Origin of the sequence: Ideonella sp., assembly GCF_036277275.1 — a bacterium.
Classification (GTDB): domain Bacteria; phylum Pseudomonadota; class Gammaproteobacteria; order Burkholderiales; family Burkholderiaceae_C; genus Ideonella.
In genome coordinates this window covers 1-23138 of the sequence record NZ_DASUNH010000158.1, presented here as the reverse complement: position 1 = coordinate 23138, position 23138 = coordinate 1, and the positions used below count along the sequence as shown (strand labels likewise).

General features: G+C 66.4%; 21 protein-coding genes and 1 pseudogene. 15 read left to right on the top strand and 7 right to left on the bottom strand.

The genetic code is table 11. The annotated features are described in order from the left end of the window. The first annotated feature begins 59 nt into the window (after window positions 1-59). The 8 genes from VFY73_RS27270 (at window position 60) to VFY73_RS27235 (ending at window position 8191) form a co-directional block, all read left to right on the top strand. Complete coding sequence (locus tag VFY73_RS27270; RefSeq protein ID WP_329724732.1) at window positions 60-1040, top strand: sugar kinase; 981 nt, start codon at window positions 60-62, stop codon at window positions 1038-1040. 7 nt (window positions 1041-1047) lie between these two features. Further along, a complete protein-coding gene (locus tag VFY73_RS27265; protein ID WP_329724729.1) occupies window positions 1048-1824 on the top strand; it encodes an SDR family oxidoreductase in 777 nt (258 codons plus the stop codon). A 15-nt stretch (window positions 1825-1839) separates the two neighbouring features. Then, window positions 1840-2589, top strand: a complete 750-nt coding sequence (locus VFY73_RS27260) for an SDR family oxidoreductase (RefSeq protein WP_329724728.1) — start codon at window positions 1840-1842, stop codon at window positions 2587-2589. A gap of 29 nt (window positions 2590-2618) precedes the next feature. Continuing rightward, window positions 2619-3461, top strand: coding sequence for an ureidoglycolate lyase (locus tag VFY73_RS27255; RefSeq protein WP_329724727.1), 843 nt, complete (start codon window positions 2619-2621; stop codon window positions 3459-3461). Continuing rightward, window positions 3458-4747 (top strand): L-fuconate dehydratase, encoded by a 1290-nt coding sequence (locus tag VFY73_RS27250; RefSeq protein WP_329724726.1) that lies wholly within the window; start codon window positions 3458-3460, stop codon window positions 4745-4747. The genes VFY73_RS27255 and VFY73_RS27250 overlap by 4 nt, the downstream gene beginning before the upstream one ends. Further along, on the top strand, window positions 4728-5645 hold the full coding sequence (locus VFY73_RS27245) for an alpha/beta hydrolase (protein ID WP_329724725.1): 918 nt from the start codon (window positions 4728-4730) through the stop codon (window positions 5643-5645). The genes VFY73_RS27250 and VFY73_RS27245 overlap by 20 nt, the downstream gene beginning before the upstream one ends. Then, a complete protein-coding gene (locus tag VFY73_RS27240) occupies window positions 5581-7650 on the top strand; it encodes a hypothetical protein (RefSeq protein WP_329724724.1) in 2070 nt (689 codons plus the stop codon). Before VFY73_RS27245 ends, VFY73_RS27240 begins: the two co-directional genes overlap by 65 nt. Before the next feature lie 88 nt (window positions 7651-7738). Next, window positions 7739-8191, top strand: coding sequence for an SgcJ/EcaC family oxidoreductase (locus VFY73_RS27235; protein ID WP_329724723.1), 453 nt, complete (start codon window positions 7739-7741; stop codon window positions 8189-8191). A gap of 30 nt (window positions 8192-8221) precedes the next feature. Here VFY73_RS27235 and VFY73_RS27230 read toward each other — a convergent pair whose 3' ends face one another. After that, window positions 8222-9070, bottom strand: coding sequence for an AraC family transcriptional regulator (locus VFY73_RS27230; RefSeq protein WP_329724722.1), 849 nt, complete (start codon window positions 9068-9070; stop codon window positions 8222-8224). Window positions 9071-9271: 201 nt separating this feature from the next. Here VFY73_RS27230 and VFY73_RS27225 point away from each other — a divergent pair, with 201 nt between their 5' ends. The 3 genes from VFY73_RS27225 to VFY73_RS27215 all read left to right on the top strand — a co-directional run bounded on the left by VFY73_RS27225 (window position 9272) and on the right by VFY73_RS27215 (window position 13601). Beyond that, on the top strand, window positions 9272-10921 hold the full coding sequence (locus tag VFY73_RS27225) for a tannase/feruloyl esterase family alpha/beta hydrolase (protein ID WP_329724721.1): 1650 nt from the start codon (window positions 9272-9274) through the stop codon (window positions 10919-10921). A gap of 590 nt (window positions 10922-11511) precedes the next feature. Then, window positions 11512-12063, top strand: coding sequence for a TRAP transporter small permease subunit (locus tag VFY73_RS27220; RefSeq protein WP_329724720.1), 552 nt, complete (start codon window positions 11512-11514; stop codon window positions 12061-12063). Continuing rightward, window positions 12063-13601, top strand: coding sequence for a TRAP transporter large permease subunit (locus VFY73_RS27215; RefSeq protein ID WP_329724731.1), 1539 nt, complete (start codon window positions 12063-12065; stop codon window positions 13599-13601). Before VFY73_RS27220 ends, VFY73_RS27215 begins: the two co-directional genes overlap by 1 nt. A 74-nt stretch (window positions 13602-13675) precedes the next feature. Here VFY73_RS27215 and tnpC read toward each other — a convergent pair. From tnpC to VFY73_RS27195, 4 genes and pseudogenes are all read right to left on the bottom strand, one after another. Then, window positions 13676-15254, bottom strand: a pseudogene (gene tnpC / locus VFY73_RS27210) (IS66 family transposase). A gap of 63 nt (window positions 15255-15317) precedes the next feature. Continuing rightward, the gene (tnpB, locus tag VFY73_RS27205; RefSeq protein WP_329724719.1) at window positions 15318-15650 is read right to left on the bottom strand and encodes an IS66 family insertion sequence element accessory protein TnpB; all 333 of its coding nucleotides are present in this window, start codon (window positions 15648-15650) and stop codon (window positions 15318-15320) included. Next, window positions 15647-16042, bottom strand: a complete 396-nt coding sequence (locus VFY73_RS27200) for a transposase (protein ID WP_329724718.1) — start codon at window positions 16040-16042, stop codon at window positions 15647-15649. Before VFY73_RS27200 ends, tnpB begins: the two co-directional genes overlap by 4 nt. 175 nt (window positions 16043-16217) lie before the next feature. Continuing rightward, the gene (locus tag VFY73_RS27195) at window positions 16218-16973 is read right to left on the bottom strand and encodes an IclR family transcriptional regulator (protein WP_414654541.1); all 756 of its coding nucleotides are present in this window, start codon (window positions 16971-16973) and stop codon (window positions 16218-16220) included. Window positions 16974-17153: 180 nt separating this feature from the next. On the opposite strand from VFY73_RS27195, the gene VFY73_RS27190 reads away from it, so the two are divergent. From VFY73_RS27190 to VFY73_RS27175, 4 genes are all read left to right on the top strand, one after another. Continuing rightward, entirely contained in the window at window positions 17154-18059 is a 906-nt protein-coding gene (locus VFY73_RS27190; protein WP_329724716.1) for a tripartite tricarboxylate transporter substrate binding protein, read from the top strand. A 26-nt stretch (window positions 18060-18085) separates the two neighbouring features. Further along, window positions 18086-19339 carry an alpha-hydroxy acid oxidase gene (locus tag VFY73_RS27185; RefSeq protein WP_329724730.1) on the top strand — a complete coding sequence of 418 codons (1254 nt, stop codon included), beginning with the start codon at window positions 18086-18088 and terminating at the stop codon, window positions 19337-19339. Between the two features lie 368 nt (window positions 19340-19707). Beyond that, on the top strand, window positions 19708-20109 hold the full coding sequence (locus tag VFY73_RS27180; protein WP_329724715.1) for a hypothetical protein: 402 nt from the start codon (window positions 19708-19710) through the stop codon (window positions 20107-20109). Window positions 20110-20144: 35 nt separating this feature from the next. Then, a complete protein-coding gene (locus VFY73_RS27175) occupies window positions 20145-21296 on the top strand; it encodes a VTT domain-containing protein (protein WP_329724714.1) in 1152 nt (383 codons plus the stop codon). Window positions 21297-21376: 80 nt separating this feature from the next. Here the strand turns inward: VFY73_RS27175 and VFY73_RS27170 are convergent, their stop codons facing one another. Together VFY73_RS27170 and VFY73_RS27165 are read right to left on the bottom strand one after the other, a co-directional pair. After that, window positions 21377-21769, bottom strand: a complete 393-nt coding sequence (locus VFY73_RS27170) for a hypothetical protein (RefSeq protein ID WP_329724713.1) — start codon at window positions 21767-21769, stop codon at window positions 21377-21379. A gap of 197 nt (window positions 21770-21966) precedes the next feature. Next, on the bottom strand, window positions 21967-22932 hold the full coding sequence (locus tag VFY73_RS27165) for an IS5 family transposase (RefSeq protein ID WP_329724712.1): 966 nt from the start codon (window positions 22930-22932) through the stop codon (window positions 21967-21969). Window positions 22933-23138: the final 206 nt, after the last annotated feature.

Genomic DNA, 23138 nt, shown 5'->3' with positions numbered 1-23138 from the left:
GAGCAGCATGGCCTGGGCGACAACGAGTTCGTGCCCTGGCAGCTGGGGGCGGTGATGTGATGCAGTCCTTGTCGCTCGATGTGCTGACCCTCGGCGAGGCGATGGTGCTGTTCGCCGCCGAAGACGCAGGGCCGCTCGCGCGGGCTGCCCGGTTCAGCCGCTTCAGCGCCGGCGCGGAGATGAACGTGGCCATCGGCCTGGCCCGGCTGGGCCTGCGGGTGGGCTACCTGAGCCGGCTGGGCGCCGACAGCTTCGGCCAGTTCCTGCTCGACACCCTGGCCACCGAAGGCATTTCCACCGCGCTGGTCGACGTCTGTGCCGGGGGGCGCACCGGCTTCATGCTCAAGTCGCGCGAGGTGGACGGCAGCGACCCTCAGATCGAGTACCACCGTGCCGGCTCGGCGGCCAGCAGCATGGGCTGGCGGGACCTCGCGCGGCTGGCGCCCGTGCGCGCCCGCCATCTGCACCTGACCGGCATCTCACCCGCGCTGTCGGCCGGCTGCCGGACGCTGGTGTTCGAGGCCGTGCGCTGGGCGCGCCGCAACGGCGTCAGCACCTCGTTCGATCCCAACCTGCGCCCGCGGCTGTGGGCGAGCGTGGACGAGATGACCGCCACGGTGAACGAGCTCGCTGTCCTGTGCGACCTGGTGCTGCCCGGCATCGAAGAAGGGCGATGCCTGACCGGCCTGGCGTCGTTCGAGGCGATCGCCGACCATTACCTCGAGCTCGGCGCGTCGCAGGTCGTGTTGAAGCTGGGCGCCGAGGGGGCGTGGTGCGCCGACCTCGCGGGCACGCGGCAACACGTGCCCGGCGTGCCCGTGCCGCGGGTGGTCGATTCTGTGGGCGCGGGCGATGGCTTCGCGGTCGGCGTGATCAGCGGCCTGCTCGAAGGCCTGAGCCTGGCCGACGCGGCGATGCGCGGCAACCGCATCGGGGCGCGCGTGGTGCAGTTTCCGGGCGACAGCGACGGCTTGCCGACGAGGCGCGAGCTGGAAGAACTGGATCAGGCCGTCTCGCCGGCCCATGAATCACAAGGATGAGCAAACCATGGATCTGCATCTGAAAGACAAGGTGGTGCTGGTCACCGGCGGCGCCGCCGGCATCGGCGCGGCCATCTGCAGGCAACTGGCGCACGAGGGCGCCGTTCCCGTGGTGCTGGACCGCCAGCCGCTGGACCCGGCCTTCGAGCAGGCGCTGCGTGCGCTGCAGCCACGCACCGGCTTCTTCCAGCTGGAGATGAGCGACGAGGCGGCCTGCCGCCAAGCGGTGGCTGAAACGGTGTCGCGCTTCGGCAGCATCGATGGCCTGGTCAACAACGCCGGCATCAACGACGGCGTGGGCCTGGAGGCCGGTTGCGAGGCCTTCCGGCGCTCGCTCGAAGCCAACCTGGTGCACTGCTACCTGATGGCCCACTTGTGCCTGCAGCAGCTGGTACAGCGGCAGGGTGCGATCGTCAACATCGCCTCCAAGACCGCGCTCACCGGCCAGGGCGGCACCAGCGGCTACGTGGCCGCCAAGGCGGGCCTGCTCGGGCTCACGCGCGAATGGGCGGCCTCGCTGGCGCCCAAGGGCGTGCGTGTCAACGCGGTGCTGCCCGCAGAGGTGATGACACCGATGTACCGGCGCTGGATCTCGTCGCGCCCCGACCCCGAAGCTGCGCTGGCCGAGATCACGCGCCGCATCCCGCTGGGCCAGCGCATGACCACCGACCAGGAGATCGCCGACCAGGTGGTGTTCCTGCTCTCCGACCGCTGCTCTCACACCACCGGCCAGTGGCTGCACCCCGATGGCGGCTACGTGCATCTGGACCGCGCGCTTCCCTGACGAACGAGGAACCCCATGCGCCTGAAAGGCAAGACACTCCTGATCACCGCGGCCGGCCAGGGCATCGGCCGCGCCAGCGCGATCGCCTGCGCCCGCGAAGGTGCGCAGGTGATCGCCACCGATCTCCAACCCGGCCTGCTGCAAACGCTGGCGGCCGAGACGCCCGGCGTGCAGACGCGGATGCTCGACGTCCGCGACGCGGCGGCCATCGAGGCCCTGGCGCGCGAGCTGCCGGCGCTGGACGGCCTGTTCAACTGCGCCGGCTTCGTGCACGAAGGGACCATCCTCGCCTGCGACGAGGCGGCCTGGGACTTCAGCTTCGACCTCAACGTCAAGAGCATGTACCGCATGACGCGCGCGTTCCTGCCCGGCATGCTCGACAAGGCAGAGCAGGGCGCTTCGCCGTCCATCCTCAACATGGCCTCGATGGCATCGTCGATCAAGGGCTTTCCGAACCGCTTCGCCTATGGCGCGACCAAGGCCGCGGTGATCGGGCTCACCAAGGCGATCGCGGCGGACTACGTGGCACGCGGCCTGCGCTGCAATGCGCTGTGCCCCGGCACGGTGGACACGCCCTCGCTGCGCCAGCGCATCGCGAATGCGCCGGACCCGGCCCTGGCCGAGAAGAACTTCATCGCCCGCCAGCCGATGGGCCGCCTGGCCACCGTCGACGACATCGCGCCGATGGTCGTCTACCTGCTCGGCGACGAATCGCGCTTCGTCACCGGCCAGGCGGTGCTGGTCGATGGCGGCGTGACGATCTGAAAAGACTGCGACTGCATAGGACACTGTCAATGAAACTCCTGCGTTACGGCCCCAAGGGCCAGGAAAAGCCCGGCCTGCTCGACACGCAAGGCCGCGTGCGCGACCTCGGCGCCGTCGTGCCCGACATCGCCGGCGACGTGCTCACCGCCGAAGGGCTGGCGGAGCTGCGTGCGATCGACCCGGCCACGCTGCCGCTGGTGGAGGGCACGCCACGCATCGGCCCCTGCGTGGGCCAGGTCGGCAAGTTCATCTGCATCGGCCTGAACTACGCCGACCATGCGGCCGAATCGGGCATGGCGGTACCCACCGAGCCGGTGGTGTTCGCCAAGTGGACCAGCGCCATCTGCGGCCCCGACGACGAGGTCGAGATCCCGCGCGGCTCCGCCCGCACCGACTGGGAGGTCGAGCTGGGGGTGGTGATCGGCACCGGCGGGCGCTACATCGACGAGGCCGACGCGATGAAGCACGTGGCCGGCTACTGCGTGGTCAACGATGTCTCCGAGCGCGAGTACCAGCTCGAACGCGGCGGCCAGTGGGACAAGGGCAAGGGCTGCGACACCTTCGGCCCCATCGGCCCCTGGCTGGTCACGGCCGACGAGGTGCCCGACCCGCAGAACCTCGACCTGTGGCTCGAGGTGGATGGCCACCGCTACCAGAACGGCAACACCCGCACGATGGTGTTCGGCGTCAAGCAGCTGGTCAGTTACCTCAGCCGCTTCATGAGCTTGTGGCCGGGCGACATCATCTCCACCGGCACGCCGCCCGGCGTGGGCCTGGGCCAGAAGCCGCCCAAGTACCTGGTGGCCGGCCAGACCATGCGCCTGGGCATCCAGGGCCTGGGCGTGCAGCAGCAGCGCACGGTGCAGGCATGACGAGGATCCGCTCGCTGCGCGTGGCCGACGTGCGCTTCCCGACCTCGCAGTTCCTCGACGGGTCGGACGCGATGAACCCCGACCCCGACTACTCGGCCGCCTACGTGGTGCTGGAGACGGACACCCCCGGCCTCGAAGGCCATGGCCTGACCTTCACCATCGGCCGCGGCAACGAGATCTGCTGCGCCGCCATCCGCGCGATGGAGCACCTGGTGGTGGGCCTGGAGCTGGACTGGATCGCCGAGGACATGGCCCGCTTCTGGCGTCACGTCACCTCCGACAGCCAGCTGCGCTGGATCGGGCCGGACAAGGGCACCATTCACCTCGCCACCGGTGCGGTCGTCAACGCCGCCTGGGACCTGTGGGCCAAGGCCGTGGGCAAGCCCGTGTGGCAGTTGGTGGCCGACATGAGCCCGGAAGAGATCGTGGGGCTGGTTGACTTCCGCTACATCACCGACTGCATCACACCCGACGAGGCGCTGGCGTTGCTCAAGCAGCAGGCGCCCACCCAAGGCGAGCGGCGCGCCGAGTTGCTCGCGCACGGCTACCCCTGCTACACCACCTCGGCCGGCTGGCTCGGCTACGACGACGACAAGCTGCGCCGGCTGGCGCAAGAGGCGGTCGACGCCGGCTTCAGCCACATCAAGCTCAAGGTGGGCCGCGACCTGCAAGACGACATCCGCCGGCTGCGCGTGGCGCGCGAGGTGCTGGGCCCCGACCGCCAGCTGATGATCGACGCCAACCAGGTGTGGGAGGTGGACCAGGCCATCGAGTGGCTCGGCCACCTCGCCTTTGCCAAGCCCTGGTTCATCGAGGAGCCGACCAGCCCCGACGACATCGAGGGCCACCGCCGCATCCGTGAGGCGATGAAGGGCCAGATGCAGGTGGCCACCGGCGAGATGTGCCAGAACCGCATCATCTTCAAGCAGCTGATCATGCGCGGCGCGATCGATGTGGTGCAGATCGACGCCTGTCGCCTCGGTGGCCTGAACGAGGTGCTCGCGGTGATGCTGATGGCCGCCAAGCACGGCCTCAAGGTCTGCCCCCACGCCGGCGGGGTGGGCCTGTGCGAGTACGTGCAGCACCTGTCGATGATCGACTACCTGTGCATCGCAGGTACCAAGGAAGGCCGGGTGATCGAGTACGTGGACCATCTGCACGAGCACTTCGTCGAGCCTTGCGTCGTGCGCGGAGCCGCGTACATGCCGCCACGGGCGCCCGGCTTCTCGATCGAGATGAAGCCGGCGTCGATCGAGAAGCATCGGCATGACCCGCAAGTTCGCTGACACCTTCGCCGCCGCCTTGTTGACCTTCGCCGCGGCGACGGCGCAAGGCCAAGGGGCCGCCAATCCCGAACAGCCCAAGGCCGGCTTCGGCGGCCCGGCAGCGCTCGCGGCCGACGACGTGCGGGCGTTCCCAGAGCCACCGGCCGGCTTTGCAGACGTGCAGCCGGGCATCGCGCAGGGCCGGGTGGAAGAGTTCGCCTACCACTCCGACGTCACCGGCACGCAGCGCAGGGCCATGGTGTACCTGCCGGCCGGCCATGTCGCCGAGCGCCGCTACCCGGTGCTCTACCTGCTGCATGGCCTCGGCGGCAACCACCACGAGTGGACAGGCTATGTGCGGGCGCAAAACATCCTCGACCAGCTCATCGCCGAGGGCAGGGCGGTGCCGATGATCGTGGTGATGCCCAACGGCCGTGCGTTGCCCGACGACCGCCCCTGGCCGGCGGACCGCAAGTTCGCGCCCGAGCACGTGGCCGGCTTCGCCAGGTTCGAGCGCGACCTGCTGGACCACCTCATCCCCGCCATCGAAGCCCGGTACCCGGCCTCGGGCGACCGACGGCAACGGGCCATCGCCGGCCTCTCGATGGGCGGTGGCCAGGCGCTGAACTTCGGCCTGGGACACCTTGACCAATTCGCGTGGGTGGCGGGCTTCTCCTCCGCGCCCAACACGCGACGGCCGGCCGAACTGGTGCCGGATGCCGACGCTGCCCGGCGCCAACTGGCACTGCTGTACCTCTCGTGCGGCAGCCAGGACGGGCTGATCAACGTGTCGCAGGGCCTGCATCGCCACCTGAAGCAACAGGCCGTGCCCCATGTGTGGAACGTCGACGGCCATGGCCACGACCGCGACAGCTGGGCCGGCAACCTCTACCACTTCGCGCAGCAGATCTTTCGCTGAGCCGGGAAGGCCGGGCTCACGGTGCGTTCAGCGGCGATCGAGCCAGTCCGACCCCATTTCGCCAACACAGCCAGAGAGGCCAGACATGCCACCAACATCCAAAGCAATGAGCACGTCCTCCGTTGTCCGATCGTCGTCGTCCGTTTCGTCGACGGCGGCGCGCTCCATCACGATCGCCTTGTTAGGGACCTGGATAGCGGCCTGGGGCGCTGCGGCGTCAGCTGCGTCGCTGGCGAAACTGAAGCCACCCATCACGTGGCCCGATCCCGCCTCCATCCGATGGGGCACCGCGCTCAGCACGGCGCAGTTGAACGCCACAACTACCGTCGACGGCACGTTCACCTACACGCCAGCGGCTGGAACGAAGCCGGAGGTCGGCATCCAGTCACTCTCGGTGACGTTCACACCGACCGACACGACCAAGTACAAGACGAACACCGCCGTTCGAAAACTCACCGTCAACAAGGCCGAACCGCCGGTCAGATGGGACCTTCCATCGGCCGTGCTGCAAGGCTCGGCACTCACGCCCGCGCAAATCACCACCAAGCCCTACGCGCTCTACGGCATCCAGGGCACCGCCGACTTCTCGACCTACAAGACCGTGGACGGCAAGCCGCTGAGTGCCGCGACCACCAAGGTCGCCGGGACCGCCATCATCCAAGCCACGTTCGTTCCCACTGACAGCGCGCACTACCGGACGTCGATCGCCAGCACGGTCCTGACCATCGTTCCCTCCGCGGCCACGGCAGACATCGACTTCAGGGATGCGAAGCAGAAGATCCAGGGCTTCGGCGGTTCGGCCGCCTGGTACTACAGCAGGATGTCGGACGATCGCCTGAACGTGTTGTTCGGCACCAGCCGGCCCGACAGCCTGGGGCTGAACATCATCCGGATGCGGATCGCGCCCGCGAATTGGAACGCCGCCACGCAGACGGCCGACACCGCCCAATGGTTCCCCGAGCTCGAGAACGCCGCCGCCGCCCAGGCACGCGGTGCGCTTGTCTTCGCGACGCCGTGGACACCGCCTGCGAGCATGAAGATCGTCAACACCGATCGCAGCAACCCGCTTCACAGCGGCCGCCTCAACCCGGCGATGTACGCGGACTATGCCAATTACCTGAATGCATACATCCGGTACGCGGCCACGCGCCAGGTGAACCTGCACGCCATTTCGCTGCAGAACGAGCCGGACTGGGACCCCACGGACTATGAGTCCTGCCTCTGGGCGCCGGAGGAAATGAAAGCCTGGGCCGGCAACCACGGGGCGCAAGCCGTCGCCGGCACCGCCGCCAAGCTGATGGCGCCGGAGTCCTTCTACTTTTCTCAGGCGACCACCAACACGCTGCTGGCCGACACCAACGCAGCCGCCAACATCTCCATCGTCGGCGGCCACCTGTATGGCACTGCACCGAGCTACTCCGGCCCAGCGGCCAAGCAGGGCAAGGAAGTCTGGATGACCGAGCACTTCCTGGACTCGGTCAACAAAGCCGACAACAAGGCGTCGTGGGCCACCAGCATCGACGATGCGATCGCCATCGCGAAGGAAATCCACGACGGCATGACGCTGTCGCAGTACAACGCGTACGTCCATTGGTGGCTCGTCAACTCCAACGACGCGACACCGACAGGCCTGATCGGCACGAACGACGTGCCGACCTACTTCGGCATCGGCCTGAAGCACTTCTCGTACTTCATTCGGCCGGGCTACGTTCGCTACGACGCCACCGCGCTGCCGCAGAAGGGCGTCCGCGTTTCCGCATACGGAACACCGGCTGGCGCCGCTGACGACAAGGCGGTGGTGGTGCTCGTGAACGAGAACGCCTTCGACGTCACGCTCAACACTTCGATCCACCCCGCGGGTCGCGCAATCACGGCGCTGACGCCGTACCGAACGACGCAAAGTGCCACCTTTCAGCGGCAATCGGCGATCGCAGTGAATGATCGGGCGTTCACGGTCTTGCTGCCGGCCAAGAGCATCACGACGCTGGTGAACGAGGTGCCGTGAGTGCAGTCCGTGAACGCGTAGCGCGGCCGAGAGCTCCGGGCTGTCTCTCGTACGGTAGCCTTCTCATGGCCCCTGAAAGGAGACCCACGTGACCGTTCCCGCCGCGACCGCCACCACGACCCTCACCACGACTTCGCCCCTCCGGATGGACGCCGAAGAGGCCGAAATCCGCCGGCTCGTCGCCGAGGCCCAGAAGCATCAGTTCGACGTGGTCGAGCTGATGAAACTGCACCACGACGACGTCGTCATCACCAACATGGCCGGACGCCGGGTCTTCGGCAAACAGGCCTTCACCGAGGCCATGACGCGCGCCATGGCTTCCGCCCTGCAGCACGTGCCCACCGAGACCGCGATCGATCGGGTGCACTTCCTGTCGCCCGACTCCGCCATCGTCTTCTGCACGAAGACCGTCCATGACCAGCGCGCAGCGTCAGAGAAGACCCCTTTGCCGGCAAGCGTGGGGATGATGAGCTACGTGGTCGTGCGGAAGGGCGACGGCTGGGTGATCGCCGCAGCGCAGACGACGCCGGTGGCGGGGTAGGGCGCGGCGACTGGGCACGGGCGGCCCTCTTCAGCGCGCCAAGCGGGATTGGAAGCGGCCGGGTGTCGTGCCGACCTGTCGCATGAAAGTCCGGGTCAGCTGACTCTGGTCGCAGAAGCCGCACTGCACGGCGACCTGCGCGAGCGGCAGGCCCTGGTGGATCAGCACTTTCGCGTGTTCGACACGCCGGTGCAGGAGGTACTGGTGCGGCGAACGTCCCGTGGCCACGCGAAACGCGCGCGAAAACTGGCGCATGCCCAGGCCGGCTGCATCGGCGAGTTCCTGCAGAGAGACTGGGCCGGCGAAACCCGCCTCGATGAGATCGACCACCCGATCACGTGCCTGCGCGGACAGCCCCTTGACGCCCGCGGCCACGGGCGCCGACAGGTGCGCAACGAGCGCGGCAATCAGTGAGTCGCCCACCAACGACCCCGCGGGGCTGCCCTGCACCACATCGGCCTGGAGAGCGTCGAAGATCAGCTCAACAACCGGCAAGCGGGAAGGCTCGTCGTGCCCGACCGCGGGCAGTGGACGGTCGTGGCCGAGGACCGCCGCCACATGCTCTGGCTCGATGAAGAGAAATTGCGAGCGGCCACCCGATCGCCAGTGAAAGCGCTGCTCGTCACCGGAGCGCCACACCGAAAGGCCGGCCGGCATGTCTTGCCACCCGCGCCGCCCGAGCCCGCGACGTGCTTCCCGGTGCAGCCCGCGCTGGAGGCAATAGCGCTCGTGCCCGTGGTCGACGATGCCTTCGTCCGCGCCGTTGATGTCGGTGAAGTAGGCACCTTGCCAACCCACGCGTGCACTGTCGAGCAGAAAGCTCGGCATGACGGATACGTTGTACAGGCCCTCGGGCCCGGGAAGCGGAGCGATGGACATGACGTCGCCTGAGGCGCGTCGATGCTAGGTCGTTCGGCGGGCCGTCGCATTGGTGGAAGTCCTCGCGGCGACACCCCGCCCGCCACGTCCCGATTCGGCAAACGAGTCCGGTTTCGCCAAGACCGATCGGTGAGCCCAACGATAGATTGGCCGCCGAACGGCACGACGACCCGACCGTACGTACACACACAGGAGACACGCATGAACAAGCGTACGAGCCTCTCGCTCGCCATGGCAACCGGCCTGCTCGCCGCCTGTGGCGGCGGCGATGCGCTGGCCACCCTTGCTTGCACGGACACCACCACGGCCAAGCTCAACATTCCGAACCTGCAGGTCGCGAGCGCGGTCGAGGTCGCCGCCTCGGGCGTCCTGCCGGCTCACTGCAAAGTGACCGGCGCACTGAACGCGCGCACCGGCATCGACGGCAAGCAGTACGCGATCGGCTTCGAGCTGCGAACGCCGCTGGCGGCGGCCTGGAACGGGAAGTTCTTCTTCCAGGGCGGCGGCGGCACCAACGGCTTCATCGTGCCTGCCACCGGCAACCTGCTGAACGCGCCCACCGGCACAGCCCTGGAGCGGGGCTACGCCGTCGCCAGCACCGATGGCGGCCACAACACCGGTCAGTCGGACGTGTCGTTCGGAATCGATCCGCAGGCGCGCAGCGACTACGGCTACAACGCCGTCGGCCAGGTGACCCTGGTGGCCAAGAAGATCGTGCAGGCGCGCTACGGTCAGGCGCCGGCGCGCTCGTACCTGCTCGGCTGCTCGAATGGCGGGCGTGACGCGATGGTGGCGAGCTCGCGTTTCGCCGACCAGTTCGACGGCTACGTCGCCGCGAACCCGGGCTTCAACCTGCCGAAAGCGGCCATCGCGGAGCAATGGGACACCCAGCAGTTCATGTCCGCCGCGACGCCCGGCCAGTTGCCCAAGGACGCGTTCCCTGCCTCGGCCATGAACCTCGTCGCGCAGAAGATCATCGCCAAGTGCGATGCGCTTGACGGCGTGGCCGACGGCATGGTCAACGAGCGGGTGGCCTGCCAGGCGGCGTTCAGCATCGCGAACGACGTGGCCACCTGCACCGGCGCGCCCGACGCGAGCTGCCTGACCGCGGCGCAGAAGACCGCATTGCAGAACGTCTTCGGCGGCGCGCGCGACAGCGCGAACCGCAGCCTGTACGCGAGCTGGCCCATGGATCCGGGGGTGTCGGGCCAGAACTGGCGCTTCTGGAAGCTCGACGCCGGCTTCGCGCCGTTTCCGTTCAACACCCTGATCGGCGCTGGCGCGATGGGCTACATCTTCTCGACGCCGCCCGATGCACCCAGCCTCGCCGACGGCGGCATCGGCTACCAGCTCGGCTTCAGCATGGACACCGCGGCGGCGAAGATCTCCGCCAAGACGGGGATCTACAAGGAATCGGCGCTCGATTTCATGACGCCCCCCAACCCGACCCAGCTGGGCACGCTGAAGACGCATGGCAAGCTGATCGTGGTCCACGGCACGGCCGACCCGGTGTTCTCGGCCAACGACACCATGGCCTGGTACGACGCCCTGAAGGCCGTGGATGCCGCCGCGCCGAACTACGCGCGCCTGTTCCTCGTGCCCGGCATGAACCACTGCGCAGGCGGCCCCGCGACGGATCGATTCGACATGCTGACGGCGCTGGAGAACTGGGTCGAGAAGGGCACGGCGCCCGATGCCGTGCGTGCCACCGTCAACGCAGCCGACCCGGATGTCATGGCAGCCGGCTGGCCGGCCAAGCGCAGTCGGCCACTGTGCGCCTATCCGAAGCAGGCCATGCTGGAGAGCGGCGCCACCGACACCGAGGAAGCGGCCAGCTTCGAGTGCCGCTAGGACCCCGTATCTCGTGACCCGCGCTGACCTCGCGTCCTGCCTGCGGCGAGAAGTTGTGCCTCGGACGCAGGGTGGAAAGGCGCCGCAGTTGCAACATTGACCGCTTCGAAGCGAAGCACTGGGAGACCGCTGCTGGCCGGGACTGTGAATTCGAAGCTCGGCCTGACAGCTGAAGTGTCGTGATCGCGGTGCCGGGTCAGCGGCCGGTTTCATCAACGCCCGCGAACTGGAAGTCCCGGCCACAAGCGGGCGCCCACCAGGTCGCTGCTTAGCGGTCGATCGTAAGCGTCCGGCGAAGTCATCTTGGACGCTGCCTGGGATCAAAGGATGCTCGTGTCCACCTCACTCCTTGGTGGACACGCGGACACCATCTCGGCGACATCCTGACGCCGGTCGTCGTTGCCAGCGCTTGCGCACCGACGAATTCACCAGCTGACGCAGCAGCTTCTCAGCCCTGAGTGTCGATGGCCGCCGTGGCGCTGGCGTTGTCGCCCCCACTGCGGGCTTCTACCGAACCCGTCTGAGATTCAGGCGCAATTCAGGCACCGCTGGATACATTCTGGCCCGCCGCCTGATTGGAGGGCCCCCTCATGAAATCGCTTTTCGCCACTTTGCTGAAAGTGGCCCATGGCATCGATTGGCTGACTGGCAAGTGCGGTCGCATCGCGGGATGGGCCGTCATCCTGTCGTGCTTCATCAGCGCGGCGAACGCCGTGGTGCGCTACGGTTTCGACTACAGCTCCAATGCCTTCCTCGAGGTGCAGTGGTACCTCTTCGCGGTCTGCGTGATGCTCGCTGCAGCCAACGTGCTGCACCTGAACGAGCATGTGCGCGTTGACCTGTTCTACGCTCGACTGACTGGGCGAGGAAAGGTCTACATCGACCTCTTCGGTCTTGTCTTCTTCCTCGTGCCGGTGATGACCGCAATGATCTGGTACGCATGGCCGTTGTTCGTGCGCTGGTACGTCTCGGGAGAGATGTCGAACAACGCTGGCGGGCTGGTTCGATGGCCGGCCATGCTCACCTTGCCGGTGGGCTTCTCGCTGGTACTTCTGCAGGGCGCAAGCGAGATCGTCAAGCGCATCGCGTGGCTCACCCACCAGTACGAGATGGACATGCACTACGAGAGGCCGCTGCAATGATCACGATGGAGAACTTCGCCCCGCTGATGTTCGTGGGGTTGATCGTCGTGATGCTGATCGGCTTCCCGGTGGCCTTTTCACTGTCGGCGCTGGGTCTCGCCTGCGGCTTCTTCGCGATCCAGATGGGCTGGTTCCCGCCAGAGTTCATGCATGCGTTGCCGCAGAACGTGTTCGGCATCCTCTCCAACGATCTGCTGCTGGCGATTCCCTTCTTCACGATGATGGGGGCGCTGCTCGAAAAGTGCGGCCTGGCCGAGGACATGCTCGATTCCATGGGTCAGCTCTTCGGCCCCGTGCGCGGCGGCCTCGGCTACTCGGTGATTATCGTCGGCTTCATCCTCGGCGCCATCACCGGCACCGTGGCCGGCCAAGTGATCGCCATGGCGATGATCTCGCTGCCGGTGATGATGCGCTACGGCTACAACATGCGCTACGCAACCGGCGTGCTGGCCGCCTCGGGCACCATCACGCAGATCGTGCCGCCTTCGCTGGTGCTCGTGGTGCTGGCCGATCAGCTCGGCCGATCGGTGGGCGACATGTACAAGGGGGCCTGGGGCCCGTCGATCCTGCAGGTGCTGCTCTTCGCGCTCTACACCTTCATGCTCAGCCGACTCAAGCCCGAGCACGTGCCGGGCGTCCCGAAGGAGGCGCGCACGCTCAACGGCTGGGCCCTGTGGGCGAAGTGCCTGCGCGGCATCATCCCCTCGGCGATCCTGATCTTCGCCGTGCTGGGCAGCATGGGCGGATTGCCAGGGATGAGCCACGCCATTGCAACGCCCACCGAGGCCGGTGCGATGGGCGCCGTTGGTGCCTTCATCCTTGCGGCCCTGCACGGGCGGCTGACCTGGCCGCTCATCAAAGAGGCAATGTATGGAACCGCGCGCATCACCGCGATGGTGGTGTTCATCCTGATCGGCTCGCGGGTGTTCTCACTGGTGTTCCAGGGTGTGGACGGCGGTATCTGGATCGAACACATGCTGGCGGGCCTGCCCGGCGGCCAGATCGGGTTCCTGATCGCGGTCAACATCTTCATCTTCTTCCTGGCTTTCTTCCTCGACTTCTTCGAGATCGCCTTCATCATCCTGCCGCTGCTGGGGCCGGTGGCCGAGAAGATGGGCATCGACCTCATCTGGTTCGGCGTGATGATCTGCGTGAACATGCAGACCAGCTTCATGCACCCACCCTTCGGGTTTGCGTTGTTCTACCTGAGAGGCATCTCAGACACGCTGTTCAAGAATGGGGCGCTGCCACGCAAGGTCGAATCGCGCGACATCTACATGGGTGCGATCCCGTGGGTCGTCATGCAGCTGATCCTGGTGGCGATCGTGATCTTCGTGCCGGAAACCGTGACCATCTTCCTGGAGAAGGACAAGGTGGTCGACATGGAAAAGGCATCGGAGATGCTGCAGGAAATGGGCAGCGGGCGCGACGTCACGCCCGATGGTCTTGCGGCGCCCGGTGCCGAGCCAGGATCAGCCACCGAGGAAGACCCGATGGAGGTATTCAAGCGGGCGGCCGAGCAGGACGCGAAGAAGTAGGGGCCTTTGCATGTCCGAGCCGCACCGCAGTCGTAAGCGTCAGGCGAAGGCGTCTTTGACACCGCGTCCAATGCTCAGCGCACAGCCGGCTTCCAGCGGTGTGGCAACAACTCCTCGACCCGGCTGGCCGATTGGGTTGGCAGCCGCTGCAAGAGGTAGGCGTAGGGATCGTGCCCGTTGATCTTGGCTGAGTGCACCAGGCTCATGATGGCGGCGGCCCGCTCGCCCGCCCGCAGGCTGCCAGCGAACAGCCAGTTCGACCGCCCGAGTGCAATGGGCCGGATCTGGTTCTCCACCCAGTTGTTGGAGATCGGCACATCGCCGTCTTCGATGTGGCGCGTCAGCGCCTGCCAGCGCTTCAAGCTGTAGTCGATGGCCTTGGCGGTCGCCGAGCCGTCGGGAACTTGCCCTCGATGGTGCATCAGCCATCGGTGCAGCGCCGCCACGACCCGGCGTGACTTGCGCTGCCGCAGTCGCCGTCGCTCCTCGGCCGTAGCGCCGGTGACCTCTTCCTCGATCTTGAACAGCACCTGGAAGTACCGCAGCGCCTGCTCGCCGACCTTGCTGCCGTGGTTGGCCCACAGCTCATGGAACTTCCTCCTGGCGTGCGCGACACATCCAGCCTCGGTGACACCGCGCTCGAAGGTGGCCTTGTAGCCGGAGAAGCCGTCGGTCACCAGCGTGCCCTTCCAGGCGTTCTCGGTGTCCTGACGCAGGAAGCCGCGTACGTTCTCGCCGCTGCGGGTCTCTGCGAAGTTGAACACCACCGCCTTTGGTTTCGTTGAAGCTCGTGGTGCAGTAGGTCCAGATGTAGGCCTTGTGGGTCTTCTTGTTGCCCGGCTTGAGCATACCCACCGGCGTCTCATCGGCGTGCAGCACGGCCTGGCGCAGCAGCTCGCTCGTCAAGGCGTCCACCAGCGGCTGCAGCTGCGCGCCGCACTCACCCACCCATTGCGCTAGGGTGGAGCGCGCGATAGCCAAGCCGGCGCGCTCGAAGATGCGCTCCTGGCGGTACAGCGGCAGGTGGTCCAGGAATTTGGCCACCAGCACCTGGGCCAGCAGGCCGGCCGTGGGTATGCCCTTGTCGATGACCTGCGCAGGCACCGGGGCCTGGATCGGCGTCTTGCAGTGGCTGCAGGCCCACTTGCCGCGCACGTGGCGCTCCACGGTGAACACGCCCGGCTCGTAGTCCAGCCGCTCGGCGATGTCCTGGCCGATGCGCTTCATGTCGCAGCCGCAAGCGCAGGCCGTGTTGTGGGGCTCGTGGTGCACGTCACGGCGCGGCAGGTGCGGCGGCAGCGGCTCGCGCTTTGGTGTCTGTTTGGTCTTCTTGCCCTTGGCGCGCGCATTGGAATCGGCCCGCTCGATCTCGGCGGCCAGCTGTGCGATGTCGCTGTCCAGCGTCTCTTCGAGCAGGCTCCTTTGCTCGGCACTCATGCCGGCGCAGAACTTCTCGCTGGTGACGGCGAACTTCAGCCGCCGCAGGTTGGCCACCTCGTGGGTGAGTTTGTCGATCAGTGCCTGCTTGAAGGTCGCTTCGCGATCCTGGCGTGCCAGCAGTTCGTCCTTGGCGGCCATCTCGGTCATCAGCGTCAGCAGTGCCTGGCGCATCTGCTGCGGGTCCAAGGTGTCGAGTTGCTCAGGAGCGATCACGGGGTGCAATCGTGCCTGCCGATGCCCGCCTCGCACATTGGCAGATTCGGCAATTGCATGGCGCTACAACACCCGGATGACGCCAGCCTCGCCGATGCGCTGCCACGGCAGGCCCACCACGAGGGCGTCAAACCGCGCTTGGCTGAGCGACGCCGTCGCCGCCGCGTCCTTGGGCCAGACAAACTTGCCGACGTTCAACCGCCGTGCGACCAGCCACACGCCGATGCCGTCGTGCACCAGCACCTTCATGCGGTTGGCGCGGCGGTTGGTGAACAGGTACGCGTGATGCGGGCGAGCCTCGCCGAAGACATTGACCACGCGGGTCAGGGCGGCCTCCGTGCCGGCGCGCATGTCCAGCGGCTCCACGGCCAGCCACACGGCTTCGACGCGGATCACCGCAGCAGCTCGCGCATCCAGCTCGCGCACTCTGCGGCTGCGGCCATCGGCCAGGCCACAGTGATCGTCGTCGTGCCGCGACGCACTTCGATGCGGACCTCGCCCACAGGGGTGGGCGCCTCGGGCAGTCGCACGGGAACGAATGTCGGCGCAGCCTTGGCCGGCAGCTTCACCGCGGGCACTTCGGCCTCCCGCACCCAGCGGCGAAGCAGGTTGGCGTTGATGCCGCGCGCCAGCGCCACCGACGCCATCGACATGCCGGGCTGCGACGCGGTTGCTACCGCGTCTGCCTTGAACTCATCGCTGTGCAGTTGCCGGCGCCGGCGCCCAGCAGCGGGAAGCGGTCCGATAGTGTCCACGTGTCCACCAAGAGTCGAAGTGGACACGAGCATGCTTTGCGCCTATCGCGAGTTCAAGATGCCTTTGCCGGACGCTTACGGTCGATCAGCGTGCCATCTTGCGAACCGCGCCCGGCGAGGTGCAATCCGGGTGAAGAGGGGCCTGCACCTGGGCCTGATTGTGCGAGCCCCGAGCCTTAAGTGCGGAGAGGGCCAGGGGCGCTTCGCCTCAGCGTGTTCTGCGCACGTACCGCCCGCCGAGCGACCGTGAAGCTGCCTGTGCGGCTTTCACGACCGTGTCAGCCAGTGCCACAAGGTCGCGCTCCGACAGGGCACTTGCAGAGCCGGAGAGGCTGATCGCGCCCACCAGTTGCCAATTCGCACCGAACACGGGCGCCGAGACGCTGGCGTCGTCTGTGGACCGCTCCCTGATGCCAATGCAGAAACCTCGACGTCTGATGGCCTCGTACTGCGCACCCGGTTCGCCGGAAAAAGCCAGGATGACCCTGCCGGGCGCCCCCTTGGCAAGCGGGAAGGCCGTGCCCGGCCTCACCGAAGGACGAGCGTCCTTTGGCCCTTCCACACGGTAGACACAGCTGCGTGTATTGCTTTCGCGCACAAAGAAGGAGGCCGTGAGCCCGCACCCCTGGGCAAGCTTCTTCAGCAGCGGCATGACCACATCGTTCAGGTCGAAGGACTGCTGGTAGGTCGCTCCCAACCAGCCTGCGGCGGGCCCGAGGCGCCAAGTCTTGTCGTCGAGCTGCACGAGGTACTGCGCCGCGGCGAGGGCCCTGGCCACTCTCAGTGCCGTGCTCTTGTTCTGTTGGGCGCGTGTGCTGAGCTCCTTGAGCGACAGCGAAGGTTCCTTGCCGGTGAAGGAGCCCAGCAGACGTATCGTGCGCTCGACCAGCACGACCCCGCCTGCGCCCTCTGTGGGTTGCGCCTTGTCCCTGGCTGCCGCTTGCGGGCCTCGTCTGTGCGGCATGGGCCCGATGCCGGTTTCAGTGGTTGAAACGCGATTGTAGGGTGATTTTCTTAAGGCCAGGATCTCTCGGCAGACGCGTTCCAACGTCCCAACCGGGGCCTAAACCGTGGAGACATTTACGTGCGACTTCATCGCCTCCTTCTGACAACTCTCGGCCTGGCGGCTCTGACGGGTCCAGCCTTGGCGCAGACCTATCCGACCAAGCCCATCCGGCTCATCGTGCCCTTTGCCGCGGGCGGTCCCGCGGACATCGTCGCACGGGAGGTCGGGCAGAAGCTCGGCAGCGAACTTGGCCAAACCGTCGTCGTCGAGAACCAAGGCGGCGGCGCGGGCATCACGGCACTGACGACCGTCACCCGTTCCGAGCCCGACGGCCACATCTTGCTCTTCGCCGCCTCCGGCAACATCGTGCTGCAGCCTCAACTCAGCAAGACGGGCGGGGCAGACCTGCTCCCCAGGCTTCGCCCAGTCGCGATGGTTTCGACCGGCCCGCACGTCTTGGTCGTGTCGAGCAAGCTGCCGGTCAAGACAGTGAAGGAATTCATCGACTATGCGCGTGCGCGCCCGGGTGCGCTTAGCTACGGCTCCGCCGGTGTCGGGGGCGTTTCTCACCTCGGTATGGAGTATCTGCAGGCACTCGCCAAGACGGACATGACACATGTGCCGTACAAGGGCACGGCAGCCGCCATCAATGATCTGTCCGCGGGCAACGTGCACGCGCTGTTCAGCAGCCCGCCTTCTTTACAGGCCGCCATTGACAGGGGCCATGTTAGAGCCCTCGGCATGAGTGCTCTGGGTGGCACTGGCGCAGTGAAGTCTCTGCCGCTCATCGCCGGAACCGTCCCAGGATTCGATTTCACCACCTGGTACGCGCTCTACGCCCCTTCGGGGACGCCACCAGCCATCGTCGAGCAGATCGGCAGCGCCGTGCGGAAGACCGTGAACGACCCTGCGCTGAAGGCCAAGATGGAAGCTCAAGGCGTTGAGCTGACGTATGCGTCGGCCCAGGACCTGACGCAGGTGATGAAGCGGGACACCGACAAGTGGGCCAAGGTCATCCGCGACGCCAAGATCACGGTCGAGTGAAGTTGCATCGCGCCAACGTCGAAGCCATGGAAGCACGCGCAACGTCCAGTTTCGAGCGCGACTCGTCAATCCCTCTTGTCGCACGAGCCGTGGCGGTGGTGCCGAAGCGACTCAGGCCCATCCTTTCGCTCGAAGACCTAGAGCAGGCGGCCAAGCGGCACCTGCCTCGGCCGATATTCGGCTATGTCTCGGGCGCCGCCGAGACGGGCGCCACCTTGCGCGACAACAGGGCAGCGTTCGCCGAATTCGGGTTCATCACGAGGGTGCTGCGGGACGTGTCGGCCCGCTCGCAGGAGACTGCGCTGATGGGCCAGACGTACGCGACGCCCTTCGGGATTGCGCCGATGGGCATCGCCGCACTCTCGGCGTACCGCGGCGACCTGGTGCTTGCCGGCGCCGCCAGGAGAGCGCGGATCCCCATGGTGATGAGCGGCTCGTCGCTGATTCGACTTGAAGACGTTGTCCAGGAGAACCCGCACGCCTGGTTTCAGGCTTACCTGCCAGGCGAACCCGCGAAGATCGATGCGCTCGTGGACCGGGTGCAGGCCGCCGGGTACGGCACCCTGGTGCTCACCGTCGACACGGCCGTTCTGGCGAACCGCGAGAACAACCTGCGGGCCGGCTTCTCCACCCCGCTGCGGCCCAGCCTGCGGCTGGCATGGGATGGCCTGGCGCGGCCCCGTTGGTTGGTGGGCACGGCGCTTCGCACGCTCGTCAAGCACGGCATGCCTCACTTCGAGAATTCGTATGCGACGCGCGGCGCGGCCATTGTTTCCAGGAACGTCGTGCGCGACTTTGGCGCCAAGGACCATCTCAGCTGGACTCACCTGGCGCAGATCCGACGACGGTGGCGAGGCCGCCTCGTGGTCAAGGGAATCATGAGTGCCGACGACGCCCTCGTTGCGCGCGACGAAGGCGCGGACGGCATCGTCGTGTCGAATCACGGTGGTCGCCAGCTCGACGGCACCGTCTCGCCCCTGCGCGTATTGCCAAGCATAGTGGAACGAGTCGGCTGTCAGTATCCGGTGATGATGGACGGCGGCATTCGCCGAGGCACGGACATCGTGAAGGCGCTTGCCCTGGGCGCGAAGTTCGTCTTCGTCGGCCGCCCTTTCGTGTATGCGGCGGCAATTGCAGGGCAGGCCGGTGTGGAGCACGCGATCGGGCTGCTCGCGGACGAGGTCAGGCGAGATCTTGGCCTGCTTGGCGTGGACCGCCTTCACCAACTTGGCCGTGAACACCTGCTGCCGCTATGTGGGCTTGCAGGGCGGCTCCAATGACGCGACCACAGGTCCCTCAACGGCTGCATGCTTTCAACCGGCGTACCGCTGATGTCAATGTTGAGCGCCCCCTTTCGTAGAAGGAGAACGTCGCCTATGGGTCGACAGTCCCGGTTCAACGCCACCGGCAGCAGCCGTTGGCCAGGCCTCGTCACCAAGAAGTTGATCTACTCCCGCGCACAGCCGGCACCGAAGGACGCGTTCCGAAACACAGCAGACACTCGCCCGAGGAGGGCGATGGTAAGAAGCGGCGCGCGCGGACATCTTCCGCTCCGGCAAGCTCACCCTGTGAGCCTGTGACTGAGGATCATCGCCAATCAAGCAATCACCAATGCCGCGGGTTCCCGCGCTCTTCGAAAGCCCCTTCCATGCACCAAGGTTCCTGCCACTGCGGCGCTGTCAAGCTGAAGCTCCCTTCCACACCCACGGTGGCTACTTCGTGCAATTGCTCGCTATGTCGTCGCATCGGCGGACCGTGGGTCTACTTCGAGTTCGGCACAGTCGAGATCCAGGGGCACCCCGAGAACACTGCCGAGTACATTCAAGGCGACAGAACATTGAGGACGATCCGCTGTCAGACTTGCGGTTGTGTGACCCACTGGGAGCCGATCGAACTCAAGCCAGGCGCAAAGCATGGCGTCCACCTGGGCAACTTTGATCCCGAGTTCACAGCATCCGTGAAGGTGCGCCAGTTCGATGGCGCAGATACTTGGAAGTTCTTTGACGAAATGCCGTTGAACAATGATCCACCGTCGGAACGCGAGGCCTAACCCCTCCGTCCCCGGGGATCACCCGCATCCAGGCTTTGGACCGCCGCTGCGCCCGCATGTACCGGGCAAGTGTCCGGCTGGTTGGGCTGGTCCGGCATTCGAGGGGGAGCCGGCAGCCGCTGGTGTTCCCCGCTTCTGCCTGCACGCAGCGTCAGGTTGTCCGGATCCCCTTGCAACGAGCACGTGGGGAAGGACCTAAACTCGTTTCGACCATGATTGCTACCGAAATCGCAGTCGCTGTCGAGCGCAACGTAGTGCCGGTCGTCTTCCTCAACGTGCTGATGCAGCAACTGGGGCTGCCCGTGCCCGCGGTGCCAACGCTGTTGCTGGCCGGAAGCCTAGCGCTGGGCCCGCTGCCGCTCGGGCAGGTGCTGGTGGCTGCCGTGCTGGCCTCGGTGCTGGCCGACGCCGCGTGGTACGGCGCCGGACGTGCATTCGGCTACCGCGTTCTTTCGGGCCTGTGCACCTTGTCGATCAACCCAGCCAGCTGCGTCAGCCAGACCGAGGCGCGCTTCGTGCGCTGGGGACTGCCCTCGCTGGTGGTGGCCAAGTTCGTCCCCGGCTTCTCGACGGTGGCGCCGCCGGTCGCCGGCGCTCTTCGCATGCCAATCGCCGGCTTCCTGCTTGCTGCCGCCATCGGCGCGTTGCTGTGGGCCGGCTTGGCGCTGGGGACCGGCTGGCTGGTGCGCGGCGCGGTGCCCGGCTTGATTGCTGAGCTCGACCGCCATGGCGGCTTCGCGGCGGCGGCCGTCGGCGCGGCCCTTGGCTCGTGGCTGGCGTGGAAGCTCTGGCAACGCCGACGCTTCAGGCGCCTGGGCGCACTGCCCCATGTCACGGCCGCCAAATTGCGGGCAGCGCTGGCTACTGCGCAGCCGCCGCTGCTGCTGGATCTTCGCGGTGCCAGCATGATTGCCCAGACCGGCCCTATTGTCGGCGCGGTGGTGGCCGAACACGACGGCCTGGAGCACGCGGTGCGCGACTGGCCGAAGCACCGCGCCGTGGTGACGATGTGTGCGTGCCCGCAAGACGCCGGCGCCATCGAGGCGGCGCGGCGCCTGATCGCCCAAGGCTATCTCGATGCGCGACCGCTGAAGGGGGGATACGAAGCGTGGATGCATGAGGCTGCATTGGCTGATAGCGGGACTGGATCGACACCGGCTTCTTTGGGCGAATGTTCCGACCAGTAGCCTGTTGCTGACGCCACGTTGCCAACGCACTTCGAGCAGCTCCGAGTCGAAGAGCGCACCCCTGGCCCTGCCCACTTGCCCTATCGCAGCTGCAGCCACTGCAGATCAGCAGCGATGGACCCTATGACACCGTTCGGTTTGCAGAAGAACTGGAGCAACAGGTGTGGCTTTCTGAAGCTATGGATCTCGCCAGTCGTCACGAACCATTCCTTCAGATTCTCCTTGCCGTCATAGCTCCATCCGACGGACGTCAACGCAGGTCTTGACGCTCTCTCGTCAAAGCCAGAAAGCTTGCACGTCAAGACATGTTGGGCCTTTGACGTGAAGCGGCACGAATCACCTTCGACGGAGAGGTTCGCCGCATTCGCGGCCGTCGTGAGTTCGAGAAGCAGCGCTTCTCGTTCACCTCCAACGGCGACGCCATGAATTGCCAGCACCAACGCGAAGAGACTTGGAATTGCCAACCGAGGCATGGCCATATTCTGCCTCGCAACCGCCCCCTCTAAGCTCTAAGGAAGGTCTGCAAAACCCAGCTGACAGTGCCACTGGGCGGCGCGTTTGCGGATGAGTTGTCGCAATGCGGAATTTGCTGCCCGACTTGAAGCCAGGTCGCCTCGTTGCGGCCCATTTGGGGCCTCGCCGCGCGCCCATTGGCGCACTGCAGGCGCACTCATGCCTGCGACCCGAAGAGTTGCCGGCGCGCCATCCACAGATTGCTCAGCGCAAACAGCATCGTCAGCCGCGCGGTGTTCTTGGCCAGGCCGCGATAGCGCACCTTGGCGTAACCGAACTGCTGCTTGACGACGCGGAACGGATGCTCGACCTTGGCTCGGATGCTGGCCTTGATCTGCTCGACCCGGTCGATGTCGCGTGCGAGTTCGCTGCTCAGGTCCAGCGCCTTGCGCTTGCCCGGCCGCATGGCTACATGCCAGTTCACCTGCAAGTCGGGGTTGCGCTTGTCCACGCCTTGGTAGCCAGCGTCGCCCAGCACATCGGTTTCTTGCCCGTGCAGCAGCTTGTGCGCCTGGGTCACATCGTTGACGTTGGCCGCCGTGCCGACGATGCTGTGCACCAGGCCCGACTCGGCGTCCACGCCGATGTGCGCCTTCATGCCGAAGTGCCACTGGTTGCCCTTCTTGGTCTGATGCATCTCGGGATCGCGCTCGCCGCTGTTGTTCTTGGTCGAGCTGGGGGCGGCAATGATGGTGGCATCGACCACGGTGCCGGTCTTGAGCATCAGGCCTTGCCGAGCCAGGCCCGCGTTGATGGTGGCCAGCACCTGCGGGGCGAGTTGCTGCTTCTCCAAAAGGTGTCGAAAGCGCAGGATGGTGGTCTCATCGGGCAGTCGCGCCGCACCGTCCAGACCGGCAAAGCGACGGTACAGCGGGCGCTCATGCAGCTCTTCTTCCATCGCCGGGTCGCTCAAGTTCCACCACAGCTGCAGGCAGTGGATGCGCAGCATCGTCTCAATCGCAAACGGTGGCCGCCCGCCCAGCGCCTGGTGCGCACCGCGGGCATGCGGCTGGATCAACGCCACCAACTCGGCCCACGGCACCACCGTGTTCATCTCATCGAGGAAGACTTCCTTGCGGGTCTTCTTGGGCAGCGGGTCAAGGCCGAGTCTGATCTGATCCATGTCCGACATCGTCTCCTGCAATCACGTGCCACGCCAGTCGGAGTGACCAGGGGTTTTGCAGACCTTCCCTAATCTTACTGTGTCACAAGAGTAGCTTTGCGCTTGCTCTGCCGCAGCAGGGGCACTGCCCGAGGCGTGCGATCAGGGTGTAGCTGAGCCGGTGCCGTAGTGTCGTGATCGAGTGATCCACGTGCCGCTGCGCGCGC